This is a genomic window from Phenylobacterium sp. (assembly GCF_036677185.1).
Lineage (GTDB): Bacteria > Pseudomonadota > Alphaproteobacteria > Caulobacterales > Caulobacteraceae > Phenylobacterium.
The window spans coordinates 133,595-151,342 of the sequence record NZ_JAKFEN010000021.1 but is presented as its reverse complement, the minus strand read 5'-3'; the positions used below and the strand labels follow the sequence as shown (position 1 = coordinate 151,342).

The following is a 17,748-nucleotide window of genomic DNA, read 5'->3' as shown; positions in this document are numbered from 1 at the left end:
CAGACGGAGACCGCACAAGTCATGGGTCGAGTCGACCAACACCTTCGATCGATCGGTATCGAGCTTCCGGACGTCTCCGCGCCATTGGCCAACTATGTCTCGGTGGTCCTCCATGCGGGGACGGCGACCGTGTCGGGCCAGCTCTCGCGCGGCGCCCATGGCCTGGTGACGGGCCGTGTGGGCGAACACCTCAGCGTAGAGGCCGGGCGTGAAGCCGCGCGTCTCTGCGCGATCAATCTCCTGGCCACCTTGCGGGCTGCGCTCGACCTCGACCGGGTCGAACGATGCCTTCTGCTGTCAGGCTTCGTGAACGCGCCCCAGGACTTTGCCGACCAATCGACGGTCATCAATGGAGCCTCGGATTTCCTGGTCGAGGCGCTCGGCGAGGCCGGTCGCCACGCGCGAACCGCCGTTGGCGTCAGCAGCCTTCCCTTCAACGCAGCGGTGGAAGTCGCCGCCAGCTTCGCCATTCGGTGACCCGGCGCGCCGATCGCGCCGAGGGTCATCGGCGGGGATCGGGATGGCGTTGAGCGTGGCCTCCACCGCCAGATGCGCGGACCTGTAAGCGACGCCGTCTCAGGGCGTCCTATGGGACAGCGCCGGCGAGCGGCTCGAGTGGAGGGTGGTGGTGTGACCCGGCAGTGGGCCGACGATTGGAGGGCCGGCTACGGTGTGATCCAGCGGGACCCAGAGACCGTCGTGCGCGTGGACGCGATGGCCGAGCGGCTCGTTCGGCGCGGGCTCTGGCCGGACGCCGACGCGGTCTACCGCGTCCTCGCGGCCGCCGATCGGCTGACCCGGGCGGCCATGTGGCTGGTGGTGCACATGACCTATGCCCGGAGGGTGGACCTCTCGGGATCGCCGTTGCCGGCGGAAGCGTTCAAGGCGAACCCGGAGGGTCATACGGGCGGATCCCTCAACATGACGCCCGCCTTCGTGGGCTACTTGACCGCCAACGTGCTGTCGGGGACCACCCGCTCATGGGTCATGGGCCAGGGCCACTGCGTGGCGGCTGTCGAGGCGATCAATGCGCTCACCGGCGACGTCTCGGCCGCGCAGCGCGGGCGCTATGACCGCTCGGAGACGGGCCTGTCGCAACTCGCCGCCGACTTCTACAGCTATGGCGTCCGGCCCGATGGGCGGCCTGCGCCGCCGCTCGGCAGCCATGCGGGCGCGACCACCGCCGGGGCGGTGTCGGAGGGCGGGTATCTGGGCTTCGCCGAGCTCCAGTACATCCACATGCCGCTTCGCGGGGAGAGTCTGGTCGCCTTCCTGAGCGACGGCGCCTTCGAGGAACAGCGGGGCTCGGACTGGTCGCCCCGCTGGTGGCGCGCCGAGGACAGCGGCCTTGCGACCCCGGTCATGATCCTCAATGGCCGGCGCATCGAGGGCCGCACCGAGATCGAGCAGGAGGGCGGCGCCACCTGGCTGGAGCGGCACCTGACGCTCAGCGGCTTCGATCCGGTGGTGATCGACGGCCACGACCCGGCCGCCTACGCCTGGGCGGTGCTGGACGCCGAGGAGCGCCTGAAGCGGTTCACCGCGGACCCGAACCGCCGCTATCCGGCGCCGCTGCCCTATGTGATCGCCCGGGCGGTGAAGGGCTTCGGCTTCCCGGGCGCGGGCACGAACCGCGCCCACAACCTGCCGCTGGAAGGCAATCCCAGCACGGATCCCGCGGCCCGGGCCGAGTTCAACGAGGCCGCCGGGGCGCTCATGGTGCGCAAGCGGGAGCTCGACGCGGCCGTGGCCGTGCTGAAGACCCACGACCTGCAGCATCGACCGCTCGAGAGCCGCCACCCAGCGGCCACGCGCCATCCGCCGGCTCCGCGCCAGCCCGCGCCAGCGTGGGCCGCTGAGGCGGCCTCGCCGATGGACGCGCTCGACGGCTGGTTCGCCGCCTTCGTGGCCGCGAACCCACAGCTGCGGCCGCGGGTCGGCAATCCCGACGAGCTGCGCAGCAACCACATGAGCCGCACGCTCGACCAATTGAAGCACCGGGTGAACCGGCCGGAGGCGGGCGCGGCCGAGGCGGTCGACGGCGCCGTGATCACCGCCCTCAACGAGGAGGCCGTCGCCGGCGGCGCGTTGGGCAATAAGGGCGGCCTCAGCCTGATCGTCAGCTACGAGGCCTTCGCCGTGAAGATGCTCGGCGCCCTCCGGCAGGAGATCGTCTTTGCCCGGCGGCAGCGGGAGATCGGCGAGCCGCCGGGCTGGATCTCGATCCCGCTGATCGCGACGTCCCATACCTGGGAGAACTCGAAGAACGAGCAGTCCCACCAGGATCCGACGCTCTCGGAAGCCCTGCTGGGGGAGATGTCGGACACCGCGCGCGTGCTCTTCCCGCTCGACGCCAACAGCGCCGTCGCCGCGCTCAGCGCCGTCTATGGCACGCGCGGCCAGCTGGCCTGCCTGGTCGTCCCCAAGCGCACGACGCCGGCGCTCTTGAACGGACCGGCGGCGCGCGCCTTCGCGGCGCAGGGCTGGGCGCACCTGGCCGGGGCGCCGGCCGACGCCGACGTGCAGATCGTGGCGATCGGCGCCTACCAGGCGCTCGAGGCCCTGTGGGCTCGCGATCGGCTTCAGGCGCGCGGACGGCGGGTCTGCGTGACGGCCGTCCTCGAGCCGGGTCGGCTCAGGGTTCCCCGCGACACCCACGAGGCGGCGGTCGCCCTCGCCGACGTCGAGATGGCGGCGGCCTTTCCGCGCGAGCTGCCGCGGGTGCTCGTCACCCACACCCGCCCGGAGCCCCTGCAGGGCCTGCTGCGGCGCCTCGACGGGGGGCCGGAGCGAATGACCGGGCTCGGCTATATCGGGCACGGCGGCACCTTCGACGTCTTCGGCATGCTGTTCGCCAACCGCTGCACCTGGGCTCACATCGTGGCGGCCGCGGCGCAGGTGACGAAGGCCGCGCCCACCGACGTGCTCGACGGGCCGGAACTCTCGGCGCTGGCGGGCAAGACCAATCCGCGGGTCCTCGACACAGGCCCCGATTGAAGAAGGACCTCGATGTGATCACCCTGACCAGCCTCGGCGGCGCCGGCACAGTCACAGGTTCAAAGCATCTCCTGGAGGCGGACGGCCGCCGCATCCTCGTCGACTGCGGGCTCTTCCAGGGCCTGAAGACGCTTCGCGAGCAGAATTGGACCCCGCTTCCAATCAAGCCTTCCAGCATCGACGCTGTGGTGCTCACCCATGCCCACCTCGACCACTCGGGATACCTACCGAAGCTTGTGAAAGATGGGTTCAAGGGCCCCATCTTCGCCAGCGCGGCGACCCGGGACGTGTCGGAGATCATCCTGCGGGACAGCGGTCACATCCAGGAGAAGGACGCGGAAGACGCCAACCGACACGGCTATGCGAAGCACAAGCCAGCCTTGCCGCTCTATGGCGTGCACGACGCCGAACGCGCCATCGAACGCTTCTCGTCCACGCCGTTTCACAAGGCGGTCCGACTGCCCGGCGGCGCGAGCCTGACGCTCCGGCGGGCCGGCCACATCCTCGGGGCGGCGACCGTCGAGCTGACCTGGAACGGAACCCGCATCCTGTTTTCGGGAGACCTTGGTCGCTACGGCGATGCGACCATGCTCGATCCCGAGCCCGTGAGCGAGGCGGACTATGTGGTCGTCGAGTCGACCTACGGCGATCGGCGCCATGACCAGCAGGATCCCACGGCGGCGCTTGGCGAGATCATCGAGCGGACCACGGCGCGCGGCGGCACGGTCGTCATCCCCACCTTCGCGGTCGGCCGCGCCCAGTCGCTGCTGTACCACCTCTGGCGGCTGAAGGCGGCGGGCCGCATCGGCCTCGCGCCCATCTATATGGACAGTCCCATGGCGATCAGCGCCACGGACCTGCTCTGCGCGCACCTGGAGGACCACCGGATGGCGGCCGACGTCTGCGACGCGGCCTGCGCGGTGGCCACCTATGTGCGGGAGGTCGAAGCGTCGAAGAAGGTGACGGCGAGCCCGGTCCCGAAGGTCATCCTGGCCGCAAGCGGCATGGCCACGGGCGGGCGCGTGCTGCACCACATCAAGGCGTTCGGACCGGACCGCCGGAACACGATCCTGTTCTCAGGCTTCCAGGCGGCCGGCACGCGGGGACGCTCGATGGTGGAGGGCGCGGCCGAGGTGAAGATCCATGGCCAGTGGATTCCCATCCGCGCCGAGGTGGCCAACCTGCCGATGCTCTCGGCCCACGCCGACTCCGAGGAGATCCTGCGCTGGCTGTCCGGGATCAAGCAGCCGCCGAAGAAGACCTTCATCGTCCACGGCGAGCCGCACGCCTCCGACGCCCTGCGGGTGCGGATCCAGGACCGGCTGGGCTGGGACTGCGTGATCCCGCAGATGCTCGTGGCCTATCAGCTATGAACGACGCGACCGTCGCCGCGAGCCGGGGCGCGCCGCCGCTCAAGGCCCGGCGCTTCGGCCTCCATGCCCAGCACGAGGCCATCGCGCTCATGCGGCGCGACTGCCACGTCTGCCGCTCGGAGGGCTTGTCGTCGCGCTCGCAGGTGCGGCTCGCCGCCGGAGGGCGCGAGGTCTATGCGACCCTCTACCAGACCGAGGGCGACCTGCTGTCGCTGGACGAAGTCGGCCTCTCCGAGGACGCCTGGCGGCTGCTGGGCGTGCAGCCCGGCGACCCTGTGGTCGTGAGCCACGCGCCCACTCTGGAATCCATGTCGAGCGTACGACGGCGAATCTATGGCGCGCGGCTGGACGCCCCGGCCATCGCCGGCATCGTCGGGGATGTCGTGGCCGGCCGCTACACCAACGTGCACCTGGCGGCCTTCCTCACCGCGACCTCGGCCCTGCCGCTGGACGAGGCGGAGACGGTGGCGCTCACCCGCGCCATGGTCGATGTAGGCGACCGCCTCAGCTGGCCGGGCGGCACGGTGATGGACAAGCACTCCATCGGCGGCCTTCCCGGCAACCGCACCACCCCGATCGTCGTGGCCATCCTCGCCGCCGAGGGACTGCTGACGCCCAAGACCTCCTCGCGTGCGATCACCTCGCCGGCCGGGACGGCCGACACCATGGAAACCCTCGCGCCGGTGAACCTGGACCTTCCCGCCATGCGGCGGGTGGTGGAGGCCGAGGGCGGTTGCATCGTGTGGGGCGGGGCCGTCCGGCTCAGCCCGGCGGACGACCTCTTCATCCGGATCGAGCGGGTCCTGGACGTCGACACCGAGGGGCAGCTCATCGCCTCGGTGCTGTCGAAGAAGATCGCCGCGGGGTCGAACCACGTGGTGCTGGACATCCCCGTCGGCCCCACGGCCAAGGTGCGCTCCGACGAGGCGGGTCGGAAGCTCTCGCAGCGGCTGGTCGACGTCGCGGCCCAGTTCGGGATGAAGGCCCGCTGTGTGCAGACCGATGGCAGTCAGCCGGTCGGCCGCGGCATCGGCCCGGCGTTGGAGGCGCATGACATCCTGGCCGTGCTGCAAAACCGGCCGGAGGCCCCATCGGACCTCCGCGCACGGGCCTGCCTGCTGGCCGGGGCGGCGCTCGAACTGGCCGGCGTCGCCGACGCGGGCCGGGGCCCGTCCCAGGCGGAAAGGATCCTCGCCGACGGCCGCGCCTGGAGCAAGTTCCAGCGCATCTGCGAGGCGCAGGGCGGCTTGCGGACCCCGCCGACGGCGCCGCGGCGTTCGACCCTCGTGGCGGCGCGCGCAGGCCGGGTCGTGCTGATCAACAACCGCCAGATCGCGACCCTCGCCAAGCTGGCCGGCGCGCCCGATCAGAAGTCCGCCGGACTCCGGCTGCACGTTCGGCTTGGCGCCGAGGTGGCGGCCGGCGAGCCCCTGCTCGACGTGCATGCCGAGACGGACGGCGAACTGGCCTATGCGCTCGACTATGCGGCCGCCCACCCCGACCTGATCGAAATCGAGGCCTGATCGCCATGCGGATCATCTTCTCCTTGCCTGGGTCCGAGCGGCTGGGCGGCGACCTCGCGGCGCGGCTGGGCGCCGAGCAGGGGGTCCTCGAGACCCGGCGCTTTCCCGATGGGGAGTCCTATGTGCGCATCGTCTCCGAGGTGGGTGGCAAGGCGGCCGTGCTCGTCTGCACCCTGGCGCAGCCGGACGAACAGTTCCTGCGGCTGGTCTTCACGGCCAGGACGCTGCGCGAACTCGGCGCGTCCAGCATCACGCTGGTGGCGCCGTACCTGGGCTACATGCGCCAGGACACGCGCTTCCGGCCGGGCGAAGCGGTCACCTCCGCCAGCTTCGCGGATCTGCTGTCGCGGGAGGTGGACCGGCTGATCACGGTCGATCCCCATCTACACCGCCACGCGGCGCTCTCGGAGATCTACGCCATTCCCGCCCTGGCGCTGCACGCGGCGCCCCTGCTGGCCGCGTGGATCACGGGGCACGTGGCCCAGCCGCTGATCATCGGCCCCGACATCGAGAGCGAGCAGTGGGTCGCCGAGGTGGCGGGCCGGGCGGGCGCACCGCATCTGGTGTTGCGCAAGCAGCGCCACGGCGACCGCAGCGTGACTGTGGAGATGCCGGACGTGACGGGCTGGCGCGACCTGCAACCCGTGCTGATCGACGATATCGTCTCCTCCGGGCGGACAATGATCGAGGCCGCCAAGGGACTTGTGGGGCAGGGCCTGCCGCCGCCGGTGTGCCTGGCGGTGCATGCCCTGTTCGCGGAAGCCGCCTTCGCCCAACTGGCCGAGACGGCGAAGGTCGTGATCTCGACGGACACCGTCGCCCATCCGAGCAACGCCATTTCCGTGGCCGGCCTGCTGGCGCAGGCGCTGCAAGCGACCGCCTAGGGACCTCGGGTTCAGGCGGCCGTGCGGGTCAGAAAGCGCTCGGCGAAGGCGCAACGGGCTGGGCAGGCGGCGCAGCGCGCGCCCATGGCCTGGCGAAGGGCCGCGCGCGCGCGGTGAGCGCGCACCCCGGCATTGTTGGCGGTGATTCCAAGCTCCTCGGCGACCCGCTTGACCGGGACGTCCTGCAGCTCGCAACGGCGTAGGAGCACGGCCGCCTCCGGCGAGAGGCTGTCGATCACCCTGGAGAGGCAGTTGAGGGCGGGCTCGAGATCCTCGGTCTCGCCGCCGTCCGCAGGTTCGACGGCGACCGCATCCTGCAGCCGGCGGCGGCCGGCGTTGCGGCGGTAACGATCGAAAAGGGCGTTGCGCAGCGTCACGGCCAGCCAGGCGTCCACCCGATCGGCCGAGGCGAGGCGCGGGGCGCCCTGCACGGCCTTCAGCGCGAACTCCTGGAGCACGTCCTCGGCGTCCTCCGGCGAGCGTAGGCGGCTGCGCAGATAGCGCAGATGGCCGGCCCGGCCATTTCGCAGCCGCAGCTCCACGATCGCCAGCAGGTCCGCCGGTCGGTCCGCGCCCGACACAAGCCGAACGGCCGGATCTCCGGCGCCGCGCTTCTCAGTCACCCTCCTTGCTGAAAGGTTCATCGGATGAATCCTGATCTCGTCCCGGGACAGAGATAGGTCGCTCTGAGATTGGGAACATTGCGCTAGATCAAATGCTCATCAGGGCGCGCGCCGACTATTTGCTTGTAGGATGCCGTATTCGATGGTCAGACCTGATCTAGACGCTCCATGATGGCATGGTTTCAGGGCGCGAACACTGTGCCAGCATTGATGGTGTTACGTCTGGACGAAGCTTCGCATTGCCTGCGGCCCTTCGTGGCGCTTTAGGCGCGACGCGCGGAAAAAGCGTTGTAGAGCCAGCCCCAGACGATGGCGACGTACCAGCCGCAAGCGAAGGCCCAGGCCGCGCCGGCGACGATCAGGGGCGGGCTTGTCCAGTCAAGCTGCGGATACAGCGCCGACAGGAAGTGCAGGTTCTCCAGGCCGGGAACGAAGCCGCCGAGTGCGCACAGCAGGAAATTGCCGGCGAGGAAGATCGACAGGCTGAGGCCCAGCGGGACGATGGCGACGCCCCGGCCTTGGGCCGGCGCCGCGGCGCGCTCGAGGGTTGTGGACATGCGGTTTTCTCCGATGCGATCCGCCGTTCCGGCGGCGCTCGCATCAGGAAGGACGCAGCGAGGTCCGCGAGCTTACGGGATCGGGCCGCCCGCCGGCGGCGCCCCGGTCCTCGCGCCCAGGCGCAGGCGCTTGAGCATCAGGGCGTTGACGGCCACCAGCGCGGAGCTTCCGGACATGGACAGCGCCGCGATCTCCGGGCTGAGGGTGATGGGGTAGAGCACCCCGGCCGCCAGGGGGAAGGCGATCAGGTTGTAGCCCACCGCCCACCAGAGGTTCTGGTGCATCTTGCGCAGGGTGGCGCGCGAAAGCTCGATGGCCTTGACCACGTCGGCCGGATCGCTGCGCATCAGCACCACGTCGGCGCTTTCGATGGCCACGTCCGTGCCGGCGCCGATCGCAAAGCCGACGTCGGCCTGGGTCAGCGCCGGGGCGTCGTTCACGCCGTCGCCCACCATTCCCACCTTTTGGCCCTGAGCCTGCAGCGCCTTGACCTTGGTCGCCTTGTCCCCCGGCAGGACGTCGGCGAGCACGATGTCGATGCCGAGCTCGCCGGCGATGCGCTGGGCGGTGCCGAGGTTGTCGCCGGTGATCATGGCGACCTTCACGCCCAGTTCCTGCAGGCGCCGGATCGTGGCCTTTGCGGTCGGGCGGACGGCGTCGGCGACGGCGATCAGCCCGATCACGTGTCCGTCGCGGGCGATGTGCGCCACCGTGCGCCCGGCGCCCTGCAGCCGCTCGGATTCCGCCGCGAGTTCGCCGAGGTCGACGCCGTTGTCGGCCATCAGCATGCGGTTGCCGGAAAGCACGGTCCTGCCCTCGACCGTGGCTCGGAGGCCCTTGCCGCCGAAGGACTCGAAGTCGCTGGCGGCCAACACCGGCAGTGTCTTCGCCCGTTCCAGGACCGCCTTGGCGATGTGGTGCTCGGATCCGCGCTCAAGGGCTGCGGCCGTGGTCAGGATCGCCGCCTCGTCGAACCCCGCGGCGGCGACGACCTGCACCACCTTCGGCTCGCCCAGGGTGAGGGTGCCGGTCTTGTCGAAGATGATGACGTCGAGTTTGACGGACTCCTCCAGAGCCGCGGCGTCCTTGATCAGGATGCCGTGCTGCGCCCCGAGCCCCGTGCCCACCATGATCGCCATGGGCGTCGCCAGGCCCAGGGCGTCGGGGCAGGCGATGACGAAGACGGTGATCGTCAGCGTCAGGGAGAACAGCAGCGTCTCCCCGACCACCCAGAACCACACGGCGAAGGTGGCGAGGCCGACGGCGATAGCCGCCAGGACGAGCCACTGCGAAGCCCGGTCGGCGAGCAGCTGGGCCGGGGCCTTGGAGTTCTGCGCCTCCTGCACCAGCTTGACGATCTGGGCGAGCGCGGTGTCGGCCCCCACCTTGGTGGCGCGGTAGCGGAAGGCGCCGGTCTTGTTGATCGAGCCGCCGATCACGGGGTCGCCGACCGTCTTGGACACCGGCAGGGACTCGCCCGTCAGCATCGACTCGTCGATCTCCGAGGCGCCGTCCTCTATGGCGCCGTCCACGGGAATCTTGCCGCCGGGGCGGACGACGACCTGGTCGCCGACCAGCACCTGCGAGGTGGGAACGTCGATCTCGACCCCGTCGCGCAGCACCTTGGCCGTGGGCGGGGCGAGGTCCATCAGTTTGCGGATCGCGTCGGACGCTCCGGCGCGGGCCCTCATCTCCAGCCAATGGCCGAGGAGGATGAAGACCAGCAACAGCGCCGAGGCCTCGTAGAACTGCTCGGCCTCGAAGAAGAAGGTCGCCCCGACGCTGAAGAGGTAGCCGGCGCCGACGCTCAACAGGACCAGGACGGCCATGTTGAAGACCCGCCGCCGGAGCGCACGGACAGCGGCGACGAAGAACGGCCAGCCCGGGTAGAGGATGGCCGCGCTGGCCAGCACGAAGAGCGTGGGCTTCAGCGGCAGGCCGAAGGGCGGATCGACCCGCATAGCCTCCATGCCCATCGGCGCCAGGAAGAAGATCGGGATCGTGAAAACCAGGCTGACGACGAAGCGGTTTCGCATGTCCCGCGCCATCGCCAGCATGTCCATACCGGGGCCATGGCCCATGCCGGCCATGTCGTCATGGTCAGCATGTTCGGCGGCTTTCGGCGCCGCACCGCCATGGCCGGCGTGGTCGTGGCGGCCGGGCCCGTGGGCCACGGTGTCCTCGCCCGGTGCGCAGACATGGCGCGGGACGACCTCGCCGCGGCAGTGGAATCCGCAGTCCCTCACCGCCTGTTCGAGCTCCGCCGCGCCCACCTTCGCCGCGTCGTAGTCGATGCTGGCGGTGCCGGAGGCGAAGTTGGCGGTCGCCTTGCGGACCCCCTTCAGCCCCCGCAGGTGCTTCTCGATGACGAGCGGATCCAGGGGCGTCCGGAAGCCGGACACGTCGACGGTGATCGTGGGCATCGGACCTCGACTGGCTTGTGTGGCGGATCAGGAACGCCCGAGCGCCGTGTCGGCGCCGCGGTCGCGGCGGGTGAGCCTGGGGAGGAACGCCGGGGTGACGCGCTTGTAGGCGGCGTAGCGCTCGCCGAAGGCGGCCAGCGTGTCCTTCTCCTCCGACCGCGCCAGGCGCCAGTACATGATCACCAGCACCGGGAACATCGCCAGGGTGAGGATCGTCGGCCACTCCAGGAGGAAGCCGAACATCACCAGCACGAAGCCCACATACTGCGGGTGGCGCACCGACCTGTAGGGACCCGTGGTGGCGAGCTCGCCGGCCCGCTGGGCGGTGTAGAGCACCCGCCAGGCGGCCGAGATCAGCCAGAAGCCGCCGCCGATGAACAGCGCGCTGATGATGTGGAACGGCCCAAAGTGCGGGTTGGCCTTCCAGCCGAACAGCATCTCCAGCAGGTGGCCGCCGTCGTGGGAGAACCAGTTCACGTTCGGGTAACGGCTCTGCAGCCAGCCGGACAGGACGTAGATCGTCAGCGGGAAGCCGTACATCTCGGTGAACAGCGCCACCAGGAAGGCGCTGAAGGCGCCGAAGGAGCGCCAGTCGCGCGCCGTCGTCGGCTTGAAGAAGGTGAAGGCGAAGAAGATGAACAGGACCGAGTTCAGGATCACGAGCGACCAGAGGCCATAGGCTTGCGGCTCTTCCATGGGGCCTCCGTCAGGGCTTGTGTTGATGGGACGGCGCGGCGTTCGGGCCCCGCGGCGCGTCGGCGTGACCGCCATGGCCGCCGTGGCCTCCATGCATGGTCATGTGCAGCAGCGGACAGGCGAGCAGCAGCAGGAAGGGCAGGTAGCCCAGCAGATGCACCCGGTGCTCGCCGAAGAACAGATAGGCCAGGGCCGCGGCGAAGGCGGCGAGGGCGAGCCCCCGGAGCAGGGTGTTGGAACTGGGTTGGTCGATCACAATGAAGCTCCTCGCGGCTTGGCCGGCCGCACCCGGAATTTCAGCTGGCAGGGGCCTCGGCCTCGGCGAGTAAACCGCACGGCCACACTCCTTTGCGGGCGCCGACGCGGGGGAGTCCGCGGCGGTCGAAGAGATGCTCGGTTGGACGCAGAACCGGGCGAGCCATTACGCGAACCTCGCCGCGATGGACCGTCGGTTGGTCGTGGAGCTCAGTCGCCAGGCCTCCCGACAAGCCGTCGTCGTCGACGGTCGCGTCGGCCGCCGCCCCGGTTCGGACCGTAAGGGCCCGGGGGCGCCCGCGTCAGTTGAGGCGCCCTGACCTGGCCCGCGGCGGCGTCGCCGACGGCCGATACGTCCGTTGAGATCGAAGCCATGAGCACGTCCGCCCCACTGACCCTGCCGTTCGAGAGTCTCGATCGAGGCTCGGTCGCCCGAGTGGGCGGCAAGAACGCCTCGCTTGGGGAAATGGTCCGCAATCTCGGCGGGCGCGGCGTTCGCGTGCCCCCGGGCTTTGCGACCACCGCCGAGGCCTATTGGCGGTTCCTCGATGAGAGCGACCTGCGCCCGGTGATCGCGGCTGCGATCGACGACTGGACGTCTGGGAGAGTGTCGCTTTCGGACACCGGCGGCGGCCTTCGCGCGGCCATCCTGGCGGCGCCCTGGCCGGCGGCGAACGCAGACGCCATCCGGACCGCCTACCGCGATCTTTGCACCCGCATCGGCAAGTCCGACGCCGACGTGGCGGTCCGTTCCAGCGCCACCGCCGAGGATCTTCCAGACGCGAGTTTCGCGGGCCAACAGGAGAGCTTCCTCAATATCCGCGGCGAGTCCGCGCTGCTGGACGCCTGTCGCCGATGCTACGCCTCGCTCTTCACGGATCGGGCGATCAGCTACCGGCAGACCAAGGGCTTCGACCACCTGAAGGTCGCCCTCTCCGTCGGGGTCCAGCAGATGGTCCGCTCCGACCTCGCCGGCGCAGGCGTGATGTTCTCGATCGACACGGAAACCGGCTTCGACAAGGTGGTGCTGATCAACGGCGCCTGGGGCCTCGGCGAGAACGTCGTGCAGGGCGCGGTCGATCCGGACGAGCACCAGGTCTTCAAGCCGCTGCTGGACCAGCCGCGGACGGTTCCGATCCTGGAAAAGCGCCTCGGCGGCAAGGCGCAGAAGATGATCTACGCCGAGGGCGGGGAGCGCTCCACCTGCAATGTGTCCACAACGTCCACGGAGCAGTCGGCCTTCGTGCTGACGGACGACGAGGTGCTGACGCTGGCGCGCTGGGCCGTCGCCATCGAAGGTCACTACGGCTGCCCGATGGACATGGAGTGGGCCAAGGACGGCGAGAGCGGCGAGATCTTCATTGTCCAGGCCCGTCCGGAGACCGTCCAGTCGCGGGTGGGCGCCGGAGCGCCGCGAAGCTTCAGGATTATCTCGAAGGGCTCATTGCTGGTCACCGGCCTGGCTATCGGCGACGCCGTCGTGGCGGCGCCGGTCTGCCGCATCGATAGTCCGCGCGACATCGATCGCTTCGTGGACGGAGCGATCCTGGTGACCGCCGTCACCGATCCCGACTGGGTGCCGATCATGAAACGCGCCGCGGCGATCGTAACCGATCACGGCGGCCGAACCTCGCATGCGGCCATCGTGAGCCGCGAGCTCGGCCTGCCGGCCATCGTGGGGGCGGGGAACGCCACGGCGGTGCTCGAGGCGGGGCGCGAGGTCACCGTTTCCTGCGCCGAGGGCGATCAGGGCTTCGTCTACGCGGGCCGGGCGGAGTTCGAGGCGCAGGCGCTTGACGCCGACGACCTCCCCGGGACCTCCACGCAGGTCATGCTCAACCTCGCCAATCCGGCGGCGGCCTTCCGATGGTGGCGCCTGCCGGCCGACGGGGTGGGGCTGGCGCGCATGGAGTTCGTGGTCAGCAACCACGTGAAGATCCATCCGATGGCGCTCGTCCGCTTCGAGGAGGTCGAGGATCCGGCGGCCCGGGCGGCCATCGAGACCTTGACGGCGGGCTATGCCGACCGGACGGAATACTTCGTGGATCGCCTCTCGCGCGGCCTCTCAAGGATCGCCGCGGCCTTCCATCCCAAACCGGTCATCATCCGGATGAGCGACTTCAAGACCAACGAGTACGCCAACCTGATCGGCGGCTCTGGCTTTGAACCCAAGGAGGAGAACCCGATGCTCGGGTTCCGGGGTGCTTCGCGCTACGACTCCCCCCGCTACCGCGAAGGGTTCGCCCTCGAGTGCCGGGCGATCCGCCGCCTGCGAGAGACCTTGGGCCTGCGCAACGTGATCGTCATGATCCCGTTCTGCCGCACCATCGGCGAAGCCCGCCGGGTGCTCGACGTCATGGCCGAGAACGGGCTCGTGCGTGGCAAGGACGGTCTTGAGGTCTACGTCATGTGCGAGGTCCCCTCCAACGTCATCCTCGCGAAGGCGTTCGCCGAGCTGTTCGACGGGTTTTCCATCGGGAGCAACGACCTGACGCAGCTGACGCTCGGCGTCGATCGCGACTCCGCCGAGTTGGCGCCCCTCTTCGATGAGCGGGACCCCGCGGTGAGGTGGATGATTGAGCACGTCATCCTGGAGGCTCATGAAGCGGGCGCGAAGGTGGGCATCTGCGGTGAAGCGCCGAGCAACCACCCCGAGTTCGCCCAGTTCCTGGTGCGGCTGGGCATCGACTCGATCTCCGTGAGCCCCGACAGCTTTGTCAGGGTGAAGGCCGCCGTCGCGGCGGCTGAAGAGGCGCTGCTCGAGCGGTGCGGCGACGGCCGGGCCACCCCTTGAACGCGATCGACCGGCTGCGGCCATGACCCTCCACGTCCTCGCCGTCAACACCGGCTCGTCGACCGTCAAGCTGGCGGTGTTCGACCTGGGCGCCGCCGCGCAGCAGGCCCTTCTGCGGGCCCGACTGAGCTTCGGTCCAGAGGGCCCGCGCTTTCACGCCCGCGACGCCGATGGTGAACCGCTGCCGTCTGGAGACCTGGTCCTTGGGCGCGGGTTCGAGGGCGATACGGTCCTTCGGCTGTTCGACTGGATCGAAGATCACATTCGGAGTCCCATCGCAGCGGTGGGTCACCGCGTCGTGCATGGCGGGGTGCGGTTCGTGGCCCCGGCGGTCCTCACCGATGAGGTGGGCCGGGCGCTGGAGCGGCTTGCGCCTCTGGCGCCGCTCCACCAACTCCCGTCGCTCGCCGCGGCCTTCGCCCTGCGCAGGGCCCGACCACATCTGCGGCAGGCGTTGGCCTTCGACACGGCGTTCCATCATGGCCACGCCCCGGTGGTGGATCGTCTGGGATTGCCGCGCGCCTTTGAGGCCCAAGGCCTTCGCCGCTTCGGTTTCCACGGCCTATCCTATGAGTACCTGGCAAGCCGGCTGCGCGAGCTGGATCCGGCGGCGGCGGGCGGGCGGGTGATCGCCGCCCACCTCGGCTCCGGCGCGAGCCTCTGCGCCATGCAGGCGGGACGGAGTATCGACACCACCATGGGCGCGACGCCGTTGGACGGCCTGCTGATGGGCACACGCTGCGGGGCGCTCGACCCCGGCGCGATCCTCTTCCTGCAGCAGACCCAAGGGCTGGACGCGACGCAGCTGAGCGACTTGCTCTACCATCGGTCGGGACTGCTTGGTGTCTCTGGCCTCAGCGCCGACATGCGCGTGCTGCTCAATAGCCGCGAGCCCGCCGCCCGCGAGGCGGTCGAGCTGTTCGTCTTCCGCGTCGCGCGCGAAACAGCGGCCCTTGCGGGGACCCTCGAGGGGCTGGACGCACTCGTCTTCACGGCCGGCGTTGGCGAGAACTGCCCGGAGATTCGTTCGGCCGTCTGCGAACGCCTGGCCTGGCTTGGGCTGGCGCTCGACGATGCGGCCAATCTCCGGGGAGAGACAAAGATCAGTGCGCCCGACAGTCATGTGGCCATCTGGGTCATTCCGACCGACGAGGAGAGGATGATCGCGATCCACACCCAAGAGGCGCTTGGCATGGCGGCGGCAAGCGCCGACCGGCCCCGTCCTGATGCGACGAGGAGGTCCACATGAGCTGCGGCTGCGACGGCGGTTCATCTTCCGAGACCGCGACCCTGGCCGGGCGGCTCAACGAAGGGTGTTTCTGTCGAACCCTCGATGAATCCGCACTGCATGACGCCCTCCGGCGAGAGCTCGGGGACCTCGTGGGGCCTATGCTGGAAGCCCGCCCGCACCTCTTCTCTCGCACGCCGGTCTTCCTGTCGGCGGCCGAGGTGGCGGCGCTCCGCGCGGTCGTCCTGGCCATCGAGGAGGTCGTCCGCAATCGCGCCTATCGGCGTGCGGCCCTGGCCTGGGCGCCGCCGGTCGCGGCGCGCGACTTCGGTCCGCGCGGGGCCCTGATGGGCTACGACTTCCATCTGACAACGCAGGGGCCCCGCCTCATCGAGGTGAACACCAATGCGGGCGGCGCCTTCCTGAACGCGCTTGCGGCGCAGGCGCAGCGGATCTGTTGCGCCGACGCCGGCGTCGGCCTGGCGGCGGGGGAGGCGGACGCCTTCGCCGAGGCGGCGCGTCGGATGTTCTCCCGTGAATGGTCGCACCAGGGGCGTACCGGCGCGGCGCGCCGCATCGCCATCGTCGACGACGCGCCGGCCGAGCAGCATCTCTATCCGGAGTTCCTGATCGCGCAGCGGGTGCTGGCGGCCGACGGCGCCGAGGTGTTGATTCTCGATCCGGCCGAACTGGTCTACCGCGACGGCGCGCTCTCGGTGGAGGGGGCGCCGATCGACCTCGTCTACAACCGTCTGGTCGATTTCACCCTCGACGAGCCACGCCACGCCGAGCTTCGGCGGGCCTACCTCGACGGCGCGGTCGTCGTCACGCCCAACCCGCACCTGCACGCCCTCTACGCGGACAAGCGCGACCTCGTCCTGTTCTCAGACCTTGCCACGCTCGCCGCCTGGGGCGTGAGTGCGCCCGCGCTCGAGGCGCTGAAGGCGGTTCCCCAGACGGTGCAGGTGACGGCGGAGCGCGCTGAGGCGCTCTGGCGTGAGCGCAGGACGTGGTTCTTCAAGCCCACGCGAGGGCACGCAAGCAAGGGCGTCTATCGCGGAGAGAAGCTCACCACTCGCGTCTGGGCCGAGATCCTCGCGGCCGACTATGTCGCCCAGCGCTATTCGCCGCCCAGCGAGCGGCGGATCGCGATCGACGGCCGACCCGAGACGAGGAAGCTGGACGTGAGGCTCTACACCTACGACGGCGACGTCCTGCTTTCCGCAGCGCGTCTCTATCAGGGTCAGGCCACGAACCTGCGCACGCCCGGCGGCGGCTTCGCGCCGCTCTTCGTGGTCTGAGGCGCAGGTTCGCGCCGGACGCTGCTCGGGCCGGCCGTACGCGGCGCTTGACCTGTAACAAGGCGCCGGTCGCCGCGTCCTAGTTCAATGCCGGCGCCATGCGATCAGGAGGGTGGGCCTTGAAGTTCTCGCCAAAAGCCGCTGCGGCCGTCGTCGCGCTCGGGCTGGTCGGCATCGCGTCAGCGTCCGGCGTCGCCTACTGGCGCATGCGGCCGGAACCCCTGCCAGCGCAGCTGATCTACGGCAGCGGTCGCATCGAGGCGGATGAGGTGCGGATCGCGCCCGAAGTGCCCGGCCGCGTCGTCGAGAACCGCGCGGTCGAGGGCCAGTCGGTCCGGGCGGGTGAGACCCTGGCGCGCATCGATCCGGCCGACTACACGCTGCTGGCCGACCGGGCCGAAGCCCAGCGGGTGGCCGCCCTGCGCACCGCCGCGCAGATCGACGCCCAGATCGGGCTTGCCGCCCACCATTCGCATACCGCCCGGACCGACCTGGCGCGATACGAGGCGCTCGGACGGCAAGGCTGGATCCCGGCGCAGCGGCTGGACGTCGCGCGGAACAGCTACGCCGCCGCAAGCGATCAGGTAAGCGTGCTGCGCCAGCAGCGCGCGGAGGCTGACGCCCAGGCGATCGTGGCGACGAAATCCCTTGCGCTCGCCCGTTCGCAGATCGCCAAGACCGAGGTCATCGCGCCGCTCTCGGGCGCCGTCCTGGAGCGCCTGGCCGAACCCGGCGAGGTGGTGGCCGCCGGACAGCCGGTGGCGGTGCTGGCGAACCTGGCGACGGTGAGGCTGAAGGTCTTCATCCTGGAGGGGGACCTGGGAAAGCTGCGCCTGGGCGCGCCCGCGCGCATCCGGGTCGACGCCTTTCCGGGCCGCGATCTGCCCGCCCGCGTGGCGCGCGTCGACGCCCAGGCCCAGTTCACGCCGCGCGACGTCCACATCGCCGACGAGCGCAGCCGCACAGTCTACGGGGTGACCCTGGAGGCGGCCAATCCCGAGGGCCTGCTGAAGCCGGGGATGCCCGCCGACAGCTGGATCCTGTGGGACGCCCGGCGCGGCTGGCCGGCCGCGCTCCGCGTGCCGGACTAGGC

General features: G+C 70.1%; 14 protein-coding genes. 9 read left to right on the top strand and 5 right to left on the bottom strand.

Going from position 1 to position 17,748, the window contains the following annotated elements; genetic code table 11:
• The first annotated feature begins 21 nt into the window (after positions 1-21).
• The 5 genes from V6M51_RS12665 (at position 22) to V6M51_RS12645 (ending at position 6,777) form a co-directional block, all read left to right on the top strand.
• A complete protein-coding gene (locus V6M51_RS12665) occupies positions 22-477 on the top strand; it encodes a RidA family protein (RefSeq protein WP_332767663.1) in 456 nt (151 codons plus the stop codon).
• Between the two features lie 153 nt (positions 478-630).
• The gene (locus V6M51_RS12660; RefSeq protein WP_332767661.1) at positions 631-2,997 is read left to right on the top strand and encodes a xylulose 5-phosphate 3-epimerase; all 2,367 of its coding nucleotides are present in this window, start codon (positions 631-633) and stop codon (positions 2,995-2,997) included.
• Positions 2,994-4,370 carry an MBL fold metallo-hydrolase gene (locus V6M51_RS12655; protein WP_332767659.1) on the top strand — a complete coding sequence of 459 codons (1,377 nt, stop codon included), beginning with the start codon at positions 2,994-2,996 and terminating at the stop codon, positions 4,368-4,370. Before V6M51_RS12660 ends, V6M51_RS12655 begins: the two co-directional genes overlap by 4 nt.
• Positions 4,367-5,893, top strand: a complete 1,527-nt coding sequence (locus tag V6M51_RS12650; RefSeq protein ID WP_332767657.1) for a thymidine phosphorylase family protein — start codon at positions 4,367-4,369, stop codon at positions 5,891-5,893. The genes V6M51_RS12655 and V6M51_RS12650 overlap by 4 nt, the downstream gene beginning before the upstream one ends.
• 5 nt (positions 5,894-5,898) lie before the next feature.
• Positions 5,899-6,777 (top strand): ribose-phosphate pyrophosphokinase, encoded by an 879-nt coding sequence (locus V6M51_RS12645; protein WP_332767655.1) that lies wholly within the window; start codon positions 5,899-5,901, stop codon positions 6,775-6,777.
• 11 nt (positions 6,778-6,788) lie between these two features.
• Here the strand turns inward: V6M51_RS12645 and V6M51_RS12640 are convergent, their stop codons facing one another.
• The 5 genes from V6M51_RS12640 to V6M51_RS12620 form a co-directional block, all read right to left on the bottom strand.
• Complete coding sequence (locus V6M51_RS12640; RefSeq protein WP_332767654.1) at positions 6,789-7,421, bottom strand: sigma-70 family RNA polymerase sigma factor; 633 nt, start codon at positions 7,419-7,421, stop codon at positions 6,789-6,791.
• 242 nt (positions 7,422-7,663) lie between these two features.
• Positions 7,664-7,957 carry a hypothetical protein gene (locus V6M51_RS12635; RefSeq protein WP_332767653.1) on the bottom strand — a complete coding sequence of 98 codons (294 nt, stop codon included), beginning with the start codon at positions 7,955-7,957 and terminating at the stop codon, positions 7,664-7,666.
• A gap of 72 nt (positions 7,958-8,029) precedes the next feature.
• On the bottom strand, positions 8,030-10,381 hold the full coding sequence (locus tag V6M51_RS12630) for a heavy metal translocating P-type ATPase (protein WP_332767651.1): 2,352 nt from the start codon (positions 10,379-10,381) through the stop codon (positions 8,030-8,032).
• 27 nt (positions 10,382-10,408) lie between these two features.
• Positions 10,409-11,077: a methyltransferase family protein gene (locus V6M51_RS12625; protein ID WP_332767649.1), complete on the bottom strand. Its 669-nt coding sequence runs from the start codon at positions 11,075-11,077 to the stop codon at positions 10,409-10,411.
• A 10-nt stretch (positions 11,078-11,087) separates the two neighbouring features.
• Entirely contained in the window at positions 11,088-11,333 is a 246-nt protein-coding gene (locus V6M51_RS12620) for a DUF2933 domain-containing protein (protein WP_442957647.1), read from the bottom strand.
• A 372-nt stretch (positions 11,334-11,705) separates the two neighbouring features.
• Between V6M51_RS12620 and ppsA the strand changes: the two genes are divergently transcribed.
• The 4 genes from ppsA (at position 11,706) to V6M51_RS12600 (ending at position 17,746) form a co-directional block, all read left to right on the top strand.
• Positions 11,706-14,126, top strand: coding sequence for a phosphoenolpyruvate synthase (gene ppsA / locus V6M51_RS12615; protein ID WP_332767647.1), 2,421 nt, complete (start codon positions 11,706-11,708; stop codon positions 14,124-14,126).
• 22 nt (positions 14,127-14,148) lie between these two features.
• Positions 14,149-15,375, top strand: a complete 1,227-nt coding sequence (locus V6M51_RS12610) for an acetate/propionate family kinase (protein ID WP_332767645.1) — start codon at positions 14,149-14,151, stop codon at positions 15,373-15,375.
• A gap of 140 nt (positions 15,376-15,515) precedes the next feature.
• Positions 15,516-16,655: a hypothetical protein gene (locus V6M51_RS12605; RefSeq protein ID WP_332767643.1), complete on the top strand. Its 1,140-nt coding sequence runs from the start codon at positions 15,516-15,518 to the stop codon at positions 16,653-16,655.
• A 119-nt stretch (positions 16,656-16,774) separates the two neighbouring features.
• Positions 16,775-17,746, top strand: coding sequence for an HlyD family secretion protein (locus V6M51_RS12600; protein ID WP_332767641.1), 972 nt, complete (start codon positions 16,775-16,777; stop codon positions 17,744-17,746).
• Positions 17,747-17,748 lie beyond the last annotated feature (2 nt).

What these genes read in the sequence shown, in the direction of transcription:
- V6M51_RS12665 (WP_332767663.1), top strand. Translation starts at nt 22, where the DNA reads ATGGGTCGAGTCGACCAACACCTTCGATCGATCGGTATCGAGCTTCCG.
- V6M51_RS12650 (WP_332767657.1), top strand. Translation starts at nt 4,367, where the DNA reads ATGAACGACGCGACCGTCGCCGCGAGCCGGGGCGCGCCGCCGCTCAAG.
- V6M51_RS12645 (WP_332767655.1), top strand. Translation starts at nt 5,899, where the DNA reads ATGCGGATCATCTTCTCCTTGCCTGGGTCCGAGCGGCTGGGCGGCGAC.
- V6M51_RS12640 (WP_332767654.1), bottom strand. Translation starts at nt 7,421, where the DNA reads ATGAACCTTTCAGCAAGGAGGGTGACTGAGAAGCGCGGCGCCGGAGAT.
- V6M51_RS12635 (WP_332767653.1), bottom strand. Translation starts at nt 7,957, where the DNA reads ATGTCCACAACCCTCGAGCGCGCCGCGGCGCCGGCCCAAGGCCGGGGC.
- V6M51_RS12630 (WP_332767651.1), bottom strand. Translation starts at nt 10,381, where the DNA reads ATGCCCACGATCACCGTCGACGTGTCCGGCTTCCGGACGCCCCTGGAT.
- V6M51_RS12625 (WP_332767649.1), bottom strand. Translation starts at nt 11,077, where the DNA reads ATGGAAGAGCCGCAAGCCTATGGCCTCTGGTCGCTCGTGATCCTGAAC.
- ppsA (WP_332767647.1), top strand. Translation starts at nt 11,706, where the DNA reads ATGAGCACGTCCGCCCCACTGACCCTGCCGTTCGAGAGTCTCGATCGA.
- V6M51_RS12610 (WP_332767645.1), top strand. Translation starts at nt 14,149, where the DNA reads ATGACCCTCCACGTCCTCGCCGTCAACACCGGCTCGTCGACCGTCAAG.
- V6M51_RS12605 (WP_332767643.1), top strand. Translation starts at nt 15,516, where the DNA reads ATGCTGGAAGCCCGCCCGCACCTCTTCTCTCGCACGCCGGTCTTCCTG.